The sequence below is a fragment of the Maribacter cobaltidurans genome (assembly GCF_002269385.1).
Classification (GTDB): domain Bacteria; phylum Bacteroidota; class Bacteroidia; order Flavobacteriales; family Flavobacteriaceae; genus Maribacter; species Maribacter cobaltidurans.
The window spans coordinates 2,684,335-2,696,548 of sequence record NZ_CP022957.1; the positions used below are offsets into that span (position 1 = coordinate 2,684,335).

Sequence of the window (12,214 nt, forward strand, 5' to 3'; positions counted from 1 at the left end):
GCTACCCTTTTTTATGCTGGTCGGCCAATAAGATCTGATTAACCTCTTTATCTTGTTGCTTCAAAAAATAAACCAATCCCATAGAAACCAAAACGGTTACTCCGGCAATGATGAAAGGATAATAAAACCCTCCGGCAATCAGCCAAGTCCCCAATACCGGACCCAAAATTTGACCGATACTGTTAGTAGAACTTTGAATGGATATATTCCTTCCCGTGTTTTCCTTGGATATCAAAGAAACTGCCGAAAGCAGGTTTGGTGTCACCATGGCTCCCCCGGCTGCGAAAATTATTATAGTAACATAAATGTATAGTTCACCACTCACAAAAGGGAAGACGATTAACGAAACACCCGATATCAATAACCCCAATGTTATTTGCTGTTTAGAGGTCAATATTTTTTCGCCATAGGTTGCGAATACGGGTTGCAAAACGGCCATCACGGAACCACAAAGCATAAAACCAATACCCACCTGATTGGTTGTAAAGGCCAACTCATCCTTCCCATAAATTGAAAACACGGTCTCAAACAGGGTAACCACGAACTGCATCACAAAGGATAAAAGCAACAAAATGATAAAATAGTTACTAAGGGAAAAACTGAATTTGACTACCTCAGAAGCAATACGACTTTTTACTTCCGTATTCTTTAGCCATTTTATGATTATCAGCAATACCACAAAGCCCAAAAGAGCGGCCAAAATAAAGGGAACCGAAAAACGGTCTAGGTGGAACACTCCAAAAGAGTATGTATAGTGAAGGTTCGTTTGCGACAGAAATCCCCCAGAACAGGGCCAAATATCACACCGGAACTGATAGCGACCCCGGACCAGGCCATTATTTTGGTCCTTCGCTTTTCTGAGGTAATATCACTTAAATAGGCATTACTGACGGGAATGACCGCTGACGTAAAGATGCCCCCTATGATACGGGCCATATAGAGCATCGACAGGGAAGTGGCAAGACCCGTTAGCAAGTTCATCACTACAAAACCTACAAGCCCCAATAGTATTATAGGTTTACGGCCGTATTTATCGGAAAGCTTGCCCCAGACGATAACGAACAAGAGCTGGAACAACGGATAAATACTGGTCAACATTCCTATATGGAAGTTGATAAGGTCCGTATCCAGATTGTCTTTTAGAGCCAGTCTTTCCGTGTAATACGGAAGGGTAGGCAGTAAAATACCGTACCCGAGCATTACCACAAATAAACTTAACAGCACTAAAAATATCCTGTTGAGTTTGTCCTTTCTATTCATTACTTTTTCCCAATTTTTCTTTTCAACAATTGAGCGTTAATGGCTACAATAATGGTGCTCAAACTCATAAACACGGCACCAACTGCGGGACCCAGTACAAAGCCTGATGAGTACAAAACACCTGCTGCCAATGGGATGGCGACCACGTTATAGCCGGTGGCCCATATCAAGTTCTGGATCATCTTGTTGTAGGTGGCCTTGCCGAACAAAATCAAATTGGCAATATCCTGTGGGTTACTGTTTACTAGAATAATGTCCGCAGTCTCCGCAGCGACATCGGTGCCGGAGCCCACAGCTATTCCAACGTTGGCTTGTGCCAATGCAGGTGCGTCATTGACCCCATCGCCCGTCATGGCCACAAACTCTCCTTTGCTTTCCAACTCTTTTACGATTTCCACTTTTTGATGGGGTAGTACCTCGGCATAATAGCCATCCAAACCTAATTTATCGCTAACGGCTTTTGCAGTTTTTTCATTGTCACCTGTGGCCATCAAAACTTTGATATTATTCTTTTTGAATATTTTGATAGCTTCCGCAGATTCTGGTCTTATTTCATCGGCAAGAGCAATGTATCCTGCTAGCTGTCCATCGATTAATACAAAAACAACAGTTTCAGCAGCGTCACTATAGGCATCTTCAGGTATAGTGATTTTTTCATCCCTTAAATAACCCGGACTTACTACTTTCACTTGCTTACCTTCCACATTGGCCTCTACACCTTTACCAGTAATGGCATTAAAGTTTTCTGGCTTCGGGATTGTAATATTATCTTCTTTGACCTTTTTTATAATTCCAACTGCAATAGGATGTTCCGAGCTCTGTTCCAAAGCACTTGAAAGCCTTAAGATTTCTTTTGTTGAATATTCTTGTTTAACCGATTCAACTCTTGTGACACCAAAATCACCTTTTGTCAATGTTCCGGTTTTATCAAACAATAAAGCTGATATTTTTCGGGATTCTTCAAAAGCTGTTCGATTCCTTATCAATAAGCCATTTTGGGCAGATACGGCGGTAGATATAGCAACAACTAACGGAATGGCAAGTCCTAATGCGTGTGGGCAAGCGATAACCATAACCGTTACCATTCTCTCTAAGGCATATACAAAAGGGAAGCCTAAAATGAGCCAAACAGCTAATGTCCCAAAGCCAATCGCTAACGCAATGTAGGTTAACCATTTTGCGGCCCTATCAGAAAGGTTCTGCATTTTAGATTTGGTCTTTTGCGCTTCCTCAACCATTGTGATTACTTTGTTGAGATAACTGTCCTTTCCGGTATGTTCTACCTTAACCTTTAAGGTGCTATTGCCGTTTACTGAGCCACCAATTACTTTGTCGTTCTCATCTTTTTTCACGGGCTTGGATTCCCCTGTAAGCATTGATTCATTTAAGTAACTCGAACCATCTACTATAATCCCATCAGCAGGTACTTTTTCACCAGGCTTTACTAAAATCACATCGTCTTTTAACAAATCTTCCAAGGGAATATCCTCTATAGTATCACCCTTTACCCTGTGGGCTTCGGCTGGCATCATACTTACTAATAACTGTAAGGCTTTTGATGCACCTAGCACACTTTTCATTTCTATCCAATGGCCTAAAAGCATAATTGCGATCAGTGTTGAAAGTTCCCAGAAAAAATCTTCACCACGTAAACCGAATACTGTAGCGGTACTATAAAAGTAGGCGACGCTAATAGCCATAGAAATTAGGGTCATCATTCCTGGTGAACCCTTCTTTATTTCTGACCAAAATCCTTTTAAAAATGGCCAGCCACCATAGAAATACACTACGGTGGAAAGTGCAAATAGGATATATGGGTTTCCTGGTAAGAGAAATTCATATCCGAAAAACTCCTGTATCATTGGCGAGAAGAACAATATGGGAATGGTCAGCACGAGCGTTACCCAAAACCGTTTTCGAAAATCGGCAATCATCATTTTGTGATGGTCGTGTCCCATTTGACCGTGACCTGGATTATGACCTGAATGGTCGCCAGAACCGTGATCCATCTTGCTATGGTCGTCGGATTTTGGATCTTCCATTTTTGAGTGGTCCATTTTCGAGTGATCCATTTTTGAATGGTCATCTTTGTCGTGATTCATTTTGAAATGGTCCATTTTTTTGTTCTTTTGCTCTTCGTGATTGTCCATAGTATTCTATTTAAGGGTTATCGTAATTTTTTTCGCATTGCTTCCGAGATATTTTCAGCATAGACCCCATAGGCATCTACCAAAAGCCCCTTTATACCATCTTTTGATGAAATGGCATAAAGAACACTGTTATCGTCCGTACTGCTCATACCTTCAAAACGATGGGTTTCATCCACATCAAAATCTTCGGGATGGATTTCCAATTCCAATGAAGCACATTTTATACAGTCGGGGGCCAAATTAAAATCATAGGTATATCCCCTGATCTGTAAATCATTTATTGCCTCTGATAGGGTGTCATAGTTTCTCATCATTTATTATTTGTATGTCATCGTAAAATAGCTGCCGTCTTTCTCGGTAAATTTCTGGAATGATAACAAGTTCTCACTTGTAAGTTTTTCACTTGCAACATAGTCCAATTGTTTAATTCGTATACCAATGGCATAGGCCTTAATATTGATTTTGGATTTGATTATTTTCCCATTTCCGTTAGATTCCAACACGCGGTCATAAATTTTAATCTTACTGTTGGAACCAAGGAAGTTCAACAATCCCGAATCAAAGCTCATTTCGAGTTCAACATTCTCCAAGTTCGCTAGATCATAGAGTTCTTTGAAATTTTTGGACACTGTATTGATTTCGGTTTCCTTTGATTTTGGGTTTGAAAACGGAAATGCCATTACCAAAATACTGGATTCATCCGGTTTGCATCGGTAAGTGGTGGTATATTTATCGGTCGGGGTACCTTTTTTATCAAAAAGCTCGGTTGTGACAATAATTTCATAGTAACCATTGACTACTTTTAGCTTTCCGGATTTAAAAGTTTGCTTGTTCAGAAAGTCTCCATTTTTATCAAAATTTTCCCGTACCACCCTTCTATCGGACAATTGTCCGATTAGCATTTTATCTTGTGGGTATGCGGAAAAAATCATAAAAACGAATACTATTAAGTGTAATCCTATTTTCATATGTGGTGCATCAACTCTTTTACTTCCTTGGCGATCACATCGCTCAAATCAATTTTATTCGACTGATGTGGAATCGTGTTGCAGGTAATGATGTCCTCCACATAAGCGTCCCACAAATCTTGATAGGCATTTCCTGAAAATACGGCATGAATACCAATGCATATTGCAGGTTTCATTCCCGTACTTTTCAAATGTTCCGTAGTTTCTATCATGGTCCGGGCCGTAGAAATGATGTCGTCTACTAAAACTGGCGTCGCTTCCTTATATTTATCTACATCGGGAACAGAAACTTCAACATCACGGTCGCCATGGCGGACCTTTTGTAACACCGTGAAGGGTACTCCCGCTTTTTTTGCCACATCGGAAACCCATTGCTCACTTTCGGAATCGGGCCCGATAAGTACCGGATTATGAATGTTCTTCTTGATGTATTTGGAGATTTCGTCCGCTGCATGAATGACCCTTTTCGGAATATTGTATACCTCGCCCAACATATGTATTCTATGCAAATGGGGGTCAATGGTCGTGATGCTATCGGCAAAACCTGAAATCAATTTCCCGAAAAAGCTAGAGGTGACGCCTTCCCCTTCATCAAAGACCTTGTCCTGTCGCATATAGGCCAAATAGGGAGCCACCAAGCAAGTGCACATAGCGCCCAAAGATTTTGCGGTGTGGCTTAAAAAATACAATGGCAATAGTTTTTCATCGGGTTCGTGCAAGGTGCAGACCATGACCACACATTTGTCTTTCACATCGGAAAGGATACGCGTGTAGGATTCCCCGTCAGGAAATTTGCGTATGGTGCATTCCCCGATTTCCGCTTTCATTTTCTCCGCTAACAATTCCGTGAGTTCTTGGTTTCCCGGAAGACTGAATAATATAGTTTTCATTTGTTCTTTTTTTTATTCTATTGTTATAATATCGTCATGGCTCTCATAATATTCCAAGGCATAGTTCAACTCGCCTTGCGATTCTGCAAAGAGCGTATAGAGCAACTGGCCTTTTTCTATTTCATCGTTCAAATGAACGTTCAGTAAAATACCGGCAGATTTTGATTGGGGCGCACCTGACAGTTTGGCGAGTTTTGCAATCTTTCTATTGTCAATACGCCGTAAAACACCTGTTTTTTTGGCTTTTATTTCGAATTTATAAGGTTTTAGGAGAGGTTGTTTAAAATTACCTTGGGCTTTACAGATAGCGAGAAATTTGTTGTATGCCTTACCTGATTCCAATAGCCCTCTGGCGGTTTGCTTTCCATTTCCCGATTCGATTTCGCCAGAAAGCTCTAATAGCTCGCCCGCTAATAGAACTGCCCTTTCTCTTAGGTCTTTCGGAGCATCAACTTCGTTCTTGAGTACACTAAGGAGGTCCATTGCTTCAAGGGCTGGACCAATACCTCTGCCGACAGGCTGTGTACCATCTGTAATAACTACTCTTGTATCAAGGCCAACAGCTTTGCCCACGACTTCGAGATGTTCCTTAAGCTTCATGGCAGCGTAATCGGTACGAACCTTGGCCGTTTCGCCGACAGGAATATCAATGACCACATGGGTAGAACCTGCTGCCGCTTTTTTGGAAAGAACCGATGCAATCAACTGCCCTTCGCTATCAATATCCAAGGCTTTTTCAATTTTGATGAGCATATCATCTGCCGGACTTAATTGCGCGGTACCCCCCCAAACAAAACATCCGCCTTCTTTTTCAACAACAGCTTTGATTTCTTCCAAAGAAAGGGTAACATTGGTCAATACCTCCATGGTATCGGCTGTTCCTGCCGGGGAAGTGATAGCTCTCGATGATGTTTTGGGCATGGTAAGCCCGTAGGCGGCAACAATGGCCACAACGATGGGCGTTGTTCTGTTGCCTGGCAAACCGCCGATACAATGTTTATCGACTACGATTTTTTTGTTCCAATCCAATTGTTTTCCAGAAGCGATCATGGCTTTTGTGAGGTCCGAGATTTCATTGACATCCAATCTATTTCCGGCACAGGCCGTAATAAAAGCCGAAAGATGAATGTTGGAGTAATCTCCTTCAACGATATCCGTAATGATTTCTTCGAAGGCCGTATAAACTAGTTTTTGATTGTAGATTTTGGCCCTTACATGGCTTAAGGAATCTATAGGTTCCAAGTGCGACACCCTTAGTGTTTCATTTCCGGACACTTTTAATTTTTTCGCCGCCGCTTCGGATAACCCTATCTCTCCGACTAGCAGCACATCAGACGTTATTACATTAAGACTGGCAACGATGGAAGTATTGAAATTGGATACCCGGATTCTGGTCAATGCTTCAAAACCTTCGGAAACACAGACATGGCAATCTTCCCGCATATAGACCACATGCTCATTCTGTGTATAAATGCCCAAGTGTTTATATTTTAAAGTACTTGATTTTTCTTCCATACTATTTTTCATTATTTGGTTTTTAAATGTTTCGATGAAGTCCAAAGAAGCCAAATACCGAGAGTTACATCAACTCCCAAACAGAAAAGTGGCCACCATTGAGGTGGGTTTGTAGAGAACACAATATTACCTTGAAATAGGTCATAGATCCCATGTAATATCATTGCGATACCTACTATTTTTAGGTTTCTATGATGTCCTAATATTGCTATTGCCGAGAATAGCAAAGCAATGCTTGTTTCGAATATAATTTCGTAAGTATTGTTAGCTTGAAAAGCGAAAAGAACATAGTAGAAAGCAATAGCAATCAATAATACAGGATAGAAACTGCTGTCCTTATCAAAGCCCGTTTTTATTGCAAGTAATACAATGGAAATTCCTAATAGTACCCCAATGATTAGTTCGACCATATTAGTTAATTAAGTATTATTTCTTCAATATTGTATAGCTGAGGAATCTCGGAATCCCAATCATAGGTTTCCCTGATGCCTTTTTGCAATGCTTCTGCACTTTCCTGCTCTCCATGAACAATAAAGATCCTTTCCGGTTTCTGTTCGACATTGCTTAGCCAATCCAATAGTTCGGTATGGTTGGCATGTGCCGAAAGACCTTCTATTTCTGCCACCTCCATTTGAAAGGATACTGTTTTTCCGTACACTCTCAATTCTCTGTCGCCTTCCAACAATTTCCGTCCCCGAGTACCTTCTGCTTGATACCCAACAAAAAGCAAGGTGTTTTTTGGGTTTTGCGCTTGAGTTTCCAAGTAATTAAGCATTCTACCTCCCGTGAGCATTCCGCTTCCGGCGATGACGATTTTAGGTGTATCATCGCTTCGCAATTCCATAGTTTCACGATAACTGCTTACTACCATAAAATGTGAACACATTTCGTCACACTCAGCATCTTCCAACCTATGCCAGTCTCTAGTTCGATGGAACAGTTCCAGTACGTTGGCCCCCATCGGGCTGTCCATAATCATCTGTACTTTGGGGATTTTATTTTGTTTTAACAACCTCCAAAATATCAGCATCATCAATTGGGCACGTTCTACGGAAAAACTTGGTATGAAAAGGCTTCCGCCCCTTTCAATGGTTTTGTTGACCAATTTTTCAATTTCGGGAAGTGCTTCTGCTTCTTCGGGATGAAACCTGCCGCCATAGGTCGATTCTATAAAAAGAACATCTGCCTTTTTTGGTTTTAGAGGTGGATATAGCAATAAATCATTGGTTCTGCCGATATCCCCTGAAAAAACAAAACGTTTTCCGAGAACATCCAATTCAATGTAGGTAGCACCAAGGATATGGCCGTTGTACTGAAATCTAGCTTTTATGTTTTTCATCAAGGGCAGCCTTTGGCCGGGCGGTACTCCCTTGAAAAAGGGAACGGTTTTTTCAACATCCTTTAAGTCATAAAGTGGTTCGGCGGGACTATGTTTGGAATAGCCTTCCTTATTGGCACGTTCGGCTTCCTGTTCTTGAATCTTGGCACTATCGTTCAAAATGATTTTGGCAATGTCCAATGTGGGGTACGTTCCATAAATGGGGCCTTTAAAACCCTGTTTGACCAATCTGGGCAGATAGCCTGTATGGTCCATATGCCCGTGCGTGAGCAAGACCGCGTCAATTTCCGAGACTTCAACGGGTGGATACATCCAGTTTTTTAGACGTAGTTCTTTTAGCCCTTGAAAAAGACCACAATCAATCAAGATTTTGCGTTCGCCGGTATCCAAGAGATATTTTGAACCAGTAACGGTTCCGGCAGCTCCTAAAAAGTGAATGTTTATTTTGTTGTTTTTCATTTATAGTACCCGTTTAGTGCCCTCCACAACAGGAAGATGTGTTCCCTTTATCTTGGTCCGGTTGGCATAACTCCGCTATTTCTGAATAGAGATCGTGAAACTCCTCTTTGATAAGAAGGGCTAGTTTCTTTACGGATTTGGGCTCGGAGTTTACCATCTCCAGTAATGTTTCAAAGGCTTCTTCAAGTAAGCTAGGATCATCTTCCATTGCTTGGTAAAATGGCTCCAGTTCGATGTTATTCTGTTTTTGCAATGCTTCTGTTTTCATCTGTTTTCTTTTTAGGATTAATTAATGTTTATTGGTTTAATGTGCTGTGCATAATTCTTCCGAATCTTCGAGAATTTTTTTTTGTCGTTGCTTGGCGATACCTATTTGCTCCAATAGTGATGGGTTTTCGTTAATATCCTTGCAGAGCACAATGCCTTTATCCAATAATTTGGATTTCTCGGCCTTTGTCAATGTTGTTAAAGAGGTTAAGGGATGAAGGCCGGATTTGTCTATCCGTTCTTTCAGACCGTTCCCTTTCGGGTAATCCCAACTTGTAAGCATCAGCCCAACACAGGTACCATATTGTATGGCATCGGTGGTAAAACGTGTATTAGTATAAACTCCTCCTTGATGAAACTTGGTTTTATGGCCTTGCTGTTTTCCCCATTGTTTTTCCACATCCAAAAATCTTGAATGGATATAGAGCGGGATTTTCACATTGCAAAACCGGCCCTGATCACTATGGTATTTACATTCAATCATATAATGCTTGTTGTCTTTTTCAGCTATCACATCCACTTCATGCTGTACACAATTGCCTTTAACGATTACCCCGATTTTTGTTTCAAAATCTTCTTGAATCAATAGGGCCCCAACAAATTTTTCAAAGGGATAACCCGAAGGCCCGAGTTCCATAAGGGCTTTCTTGAGCTTATATCGAGAGGCACTTACTCTAGATTTTCTCCTTAATATTTTAAACGCCATTTGATATATCTTTTTGGTGGTCATTCCCTCGTAAATTGCCTTATCAATTTCTTGAACTATCTCTTCGACCAACAATTTATCGGCACCGGCCCGTTCTAATGAATGCCTTACTTTACCTATTTCAAAAGGAGCTTTCTCCCCACTTGCCTTTATGATATGTATCTTATCCATTGATGTGTATTTTTTTAATATTGGTCAAAGCAAATACGATTAGGAAAAAACTTAAGAATATTTCGAGCATGACAACGAACCGGGCTTCATCGGAAGTTGGAACAATATCGCCGTAGCCTACCGTTGAAAAAGTAATCACACTGAAGTAGAAAAAGTGGTACAAATTATACAAGTACGAATTTGAATAATCGGGAACTCCTTCAAATGTGGTATGGCTGAATTGAAAAAGGCAGGCATAATCGGTTGCAAAGGAGAATATGCTTATGACGATTATCAGCCCAAAAACCCAAAGCAATCGCTCCAATGAATGACAGATTTTTATCAATTTAGACAATCGCTTCAAGGTAGTCATCGTAATCACGATGGTCTTACCCAAGGCCGCCGTTGCAATTATAATGTGGAATGGCAAAGATTTATGATCGACCATTGACATTAAAACAACATACAAGATGCCGATACCCAAAATGGTAACGAGGGGCAATACCGTTCTTCCCAACAATAACTTGTAAAAGGGCTTTTCTCGTATTTGATTTAAGTTATTCGACATCGTACTATCTATGCTTTTTTTTAAATTTTGATCGTCATTACCGGAAGTGCCGAATGATTGGCCACACCCTCGGCGATGCTCTTGGAAAACAGGCTCAAAAAGCCTGTACTACCATGGGTGGACAAAGCAATCAGATCCGCAGGTTCGTGTCTTAGGAACGTGTTTATACCCGTTTCCACAGAGGGTTCGTTATTGACGTACATGGAATAATTTTTCAAATCGGGAAACTTTTCCAAGAATCTCTTAATCGGATTTAATCCTGCCGCGATGCTATTGGTATCCGTTTGGGTGTTGATGCGCAACAAACGAATATGTGCATTACATTTTTTTGCGATTGAGATTACATGTTCGAAAGCACCACTCACATCCTCCATAAAATCAGAAACAAATACAATGTTTTTAAAAGGAAAGGAAACTTCGTCCTCTTTAACCACGATTACGGGGACATCTGATTTCCGTACAATTTTTTCCACATTGCTGCCAAACAGTTCCCGCGCTGTGCCTTTGGTGCCGCTACTCCCCGTGATAATAAAATCATGGTGGAAATGACCGGAATGTTTTAAAATATTGGTGGTCTCAATCTGGTACTCCAAGAAGGTGCGACACTTTAGGTTTTCCTTCTCCGCTTTTTTTTCCAATTCCCGCAATGCAGATTTGGCCGATCCGATTTCCTTCAAGGTCTTAGGATATCTTTTTTCCTTTAGCTTGTCGAGTTTGACCCAGTCTACGGGAGTATGTATCAAGTGAAAGAAATGAATTTCCGCATTATATAATTTGGCCATTTCAACGCCCAAATCGGCGGCTTTGTTACAATTTTCGGAGAAATCAGTGGGTACTAATATATTTTTCATAGTGCTATTGTTTTTAGGTTTATATGTATTTCAAAGCTTACAATTGGAGCCTGTCCTTTATTCATTGGAGACTTCGTTTCCCGATTCGATTTGTTTTTCAAAACAATCCAGATTATATACGGTAGTGTCCGCAATGTTCGTCAATGCGGTATCGGTCAAGAATGCCTGATGGCTCGTTATTAGAACATTCTTGAAGGTCATCAAACGCGCAATTACGTCATCCTGAAGTATCTCATCGGAATGATCTTCAAAAAACAATCCTTCCTCTTCTTCATAAACATCCATCCCAAAATATCCGACTTTTTCTGTTTTTAAACCTTCAATGACCGCTTTGGTATCTACCAGGCCGCCCCTGCTCGTATTGATGAGCATAACACCTTTTTTCATGACCCCAATTTGCTCGGCATTTATGATATGCCTTGTTTCTGATGTGAGGGGAACGTGAAGGCTTATAATGTCCGCTTCGCTGCATAACGTTTTGCAGTCGGTATAGCGGGCACCAAATTTCTCTACTAGGTCTTCATCCTTGTTGACATCATAGGCCAAAATTTTGCAGCCAAAGCCGTGAAGTATTTTAATGAGTACGGCCCCAATTTTCCCTGTGCCCATTACACCGACGATCTTTCCATTCAGGTCAAACCCTGTGAGTCCGTTCAACGAGAAATTCTGTTCACGTACCCTACTATGAGCCCTTATCAATTTTCTGTTCAAAGCCAATATTAGTGCGACCGTGTGTTCTGCTATTGCGTAAGGAGAATATGCAGGAACACGAGCCACCTTGATGTTCATTTCATTCGCCTTTTCCATATCCACATGGTTGTAGCCTGCCGAACGAAGAGCTATGTATTTGACTTCGAACGCACCTAGTTTTTCTAGTATGTTGGCGGATGCATCATCGCCTGTAAATAAGCTTATGGCCTCCGAGCCTTTTGCCAAGGGAACGGTATGCTCGGACAGTCGTTCCTCTAATAGCCTCAATTCATGTTTGCCGTCATTGGCGGATGTCAAATACGATTCTTCGAATTTATGGGTGCTAAATACAGTTGTCTTCATTCTGTGTAGTTAATTTTTATTGCACTTGATGCTAAGTG

Annotated in this window: 14 protein-coding genes; all 14 read right to left on the bottom strand. The window is 41.0% G+C overall.

The features are described 5' to 3' along the window. Position 1 precedes the first annotated feature (1 nt). The 14 genes from CJ263_RS21350 to CJ263_RS11920 all read right to left on the bottom strand — a co-directional run bounded on the left by CJ263_RS21350 (position 2) and on the right by CJ263_RS11920 (position 12,176). The gene (locus tag CJ263_RS21350) at positions 2–736 is read right to left on the bottom strand and encodes an MFS transporter (protein ID WP_262494249.1); all 735 of its coding nucleotides are present in this window, start codon (positions 734–736) and stop codon (positions 2–4) included. After that, entirely contained in the window at positions 724–1,260 is a 537-nt protein-coding gene (locus CJ263_RS21355; RefSeq protein WP_262494250.1) for an MFS transporter, read from the bottom strand. Before CJ263_RS21355 ends, CJ263_RS21350 begins: the two co-directional genes overlap by 13 nt. After that, positions 1,260–3,362 (bottom strand): copper-translocating P-type ATPase, encoded by a 2,103-nt coding sequence (locus CJ263_RS11865; RefSeq protein WP_094999228.1) that lies wholly within the window; start codon positions 3,360–3,362, stop codon positions 1,260–1,262. The genes CJ263_RS21355 and CJ263_RS11865 overlap by 1 nt, the downstream gene beginning before the upstream one ends. A gap of 65 nt (positions 3,363–3,427) precedes the next feature. Beyond that, complete coding sequence (locus tag CJ263_RS11870; protein ID WP_094997470.1) at positions 3,428–3,721, bottom strand: phosphoribosylpyrophosphate synthetase; 294 nt, start codon at positions 3,719–3,721, stop codon at positions 3,428–3,430. 6 nt (positions 3,722–3,727) lie between these two features. Continuing rightward, positions 3,728–4,378 carry a hypothetical protein gene (locus tag CJ263_RS11875; protein WP_094997471.1) on the bottom strand — a complete coding sequence of 217 codons (651 nt, stop codon included), beginning with the start codon at positions 4,376–4,378 and terminating at the stop codon, positions 3,728–3,730. Next, positions 4,375–5,268 carry a ribose-phosphate pyrophosphokinase gene (locus CJ263_RS11880; protein WP_094997472.1) on the bottom strand — a complete coding sequence of 298 codons (894 nt, stop codon included), beginning with the start codon at positions 5,266–5,268 and terminating at the stop codon, positions 4,375–4,377. The genes CJ263_RS11875 and CJ263_RS11880 overlap by 4 nt, the downstream gene beginning before the upstream one ends. A 12-nt stretch (positions 5,269–5,280) precedes the next feature. Then, complete coding sequence (locus tag CJ263_RS11885; RefSeq protein ID WP_229702446.1) at positions 5,281–6,795, bottom strand: thymidine phosphorylase family protein; 1,515 nt, start codon at positions 6,793–6,795, stop codon at positions 5,281–5,283. After that, entirely contained in the window at positions 6,795–7,193 is a 399-nt protein-coding gene (locus CJ263_RS11890; protein ID WP_094997473.1) for a DUF6010 family protein, read from the bottom strand. The genes CJ263_RS11885 and CJ263_RS11890 overlap by 1 nt, the downstream gene beginning before the upstream one ends. Positions 7,194–7,198: 5 nt before the next feature. Beyond that, positions 7,199–8,581, bottom strand: coding sequence for an MBL fold metallo-hydrolase RNA specificity domain-containing protein (locus tag CJ263_RS11895; protein ID WP_094997474.1), 1,383 nt, complete (start codon positions 8,579–8,581; stop codon positions 7,199–7,201). 13 nt (positions 8,582–8,594) lie between these two features. Continuing rightward, the gene (locus tag CJ263_RS11900; RefSeq protein ID WP_094997475.1) at positions 8,595–8,849 is read right to left on the bottom strand and encodes a hypothetical protein; all 255 of its coding nucleotides are present in this window, start codon (positions 8,847–8,849) and stop codon (positions 8,595–8,597) included. Positions 8,850–8,885: 36 nt separating this feature from the next. Further along, positions 8,886–9,725 carry an ATP cone domain-containing protein gene (locus tag CJ263_RS11905; protein ID WP_094997476.1) on the bottom strand — a complete coding sequence of 280 codons (840 nt, stop codon included), beginning with the start codon at positions 9,723–9,725 and terminating at the stop codon, positions 8,886–8,888. Continuing rightward, complete coding sequence (locus CJ263_RS11910; protein ID WP_094997477.1) at positions 9,718–10,272, bottom strand: potassium channel family protein; 555 nt, start codon at positions 10,270–10,272, stop codon at positions 9,718–9,720. Before CJ263_RS11910 ends, CJ263_RS11905 begins: the two co-directional genes overlap by 8 nt. Positions 10,273–10,292: 20 nt before the next feature. Next, on the bottom strand, positions 10,293–11,123 hold the full coding sequence (locus CJ263_RS11915; protein WP_094997478.1) for a universal stress protein: 831 nt from the start codon (positions 11,121–11,123) through the stop codon (positions 10,293–10,295). A gap of 57 nt (positions 11,124–11,180) precedes the next feature. After that, a complete protein-coding gene (locus tag CJ263_RS11920) occupies positions 11,181–12,176 on the bottom strand; it encodes a 2-hydroxyacid dehydrogenase (protein WP_094997479.1) in 996 nt (331 codons plus the stop codon). Between the last annotated feature and the right edge of the window lie 38 nt (positions 12,177–12,214).

What these genes read in the sequence shown, in the direction of transcription:
- CJ263_RS11900 (WP_094997475.1), bottom strand. Translation starts at nt 8,849, where the DNA reads ATGAAAACAGAAGCATTGCAAAAACAGAATAACATCGAACTGGAGCCA.
- CJ263_RS11880 (WP_094997472.1), bottom strand. Translation starts at nt 5,268, where the DNA reads ATGAAAACTATATTATTCAGTCTTCCGGGAAACCAAGAACTCACGGAA.
- CJ263_RS11865 (WP_094999228.1), bottom strand. Translation starts at nt 3,362, where the DNA reads ATGAATCACGACAAAGATGACCATTCAAAAATGGATCACTCGAAAATG.
- CJ263_RS11895 (WP_094997474.1), bottom strand. Translation starts at nt 8,581, where the DNA reads ATGAAAAACAACAAAATAAACATTCACTTTTTAGGAGCTGCCGGAACC.
- CJ263_RS11875 (WP_094997471.1), bottom strand. Translation starts at nt 4,378, where the DNA reads ATGAAAATAGGATTACACTTAATAGTATTCGTTTTTATGATTTTTTCC.
- CJ263_RS11915 (WP_094997478.1), bottom strand. Translation starts at nt 11,123, where the DNA reads ATGAAAAATATATTAGTACCCACTGATTTCTCCGAAAATTGTAACAAA.
- CJ263_RS11905 (WP_094997476.1), bottom strand. Translation starts at nt 9,725, where the DNA reads ATGGATAAGATACATATCATAAAGGCAAGTGGGGAGAAAGCTCCTTTT.
- CJ263_RS11885 (WP_229702446.1), bottom strand. Translation starts at nt 6,795, where the DNA reads ATGAAAAATAGTATGGAAGAAAAATCAAGTACTTTAAAATATAAACAC.
- CJ263_RS11890 (WP_094997473.1), bottom strand. Translation starts at nt 7,193, where the DNA reads ATGGTCGAACTAATCATTGGGGTACTATTAGGAATTTCCATTGTATTA.
- CJ263_RS11920 (WP_094997479.1), bottom strand. Translation starts at nt 12,176, where the DNA reads ATGAAGACAACTGTATTTAGCACCCATAAATTCGAAGAATCGTATTTG.
- CJ263_RS21355 (WP_262494250.1), bottom strand. Translation starts at nt 1,260, where the DNA reads ATGAATAGAAAGGACAAACTCAACAGGATATTTTTAGTGCTGTTAAGT.
- CJ263_RS11910 (WP_094997477.1), bottom strand. Translation starts at nt 10,272, where the DNA reads ATGTCGAATAACTTAAATCAAATACGAGAAAAGCCCTTTTACAAGTTA.
- CJ263_RS11870 (WP_094997470.1), bottom strand. Translation starts at nt 3,721, where the DNA reads ATGAGAAACTATGACACCCTATCAGAGGCAATAAATGATTTACAGATC.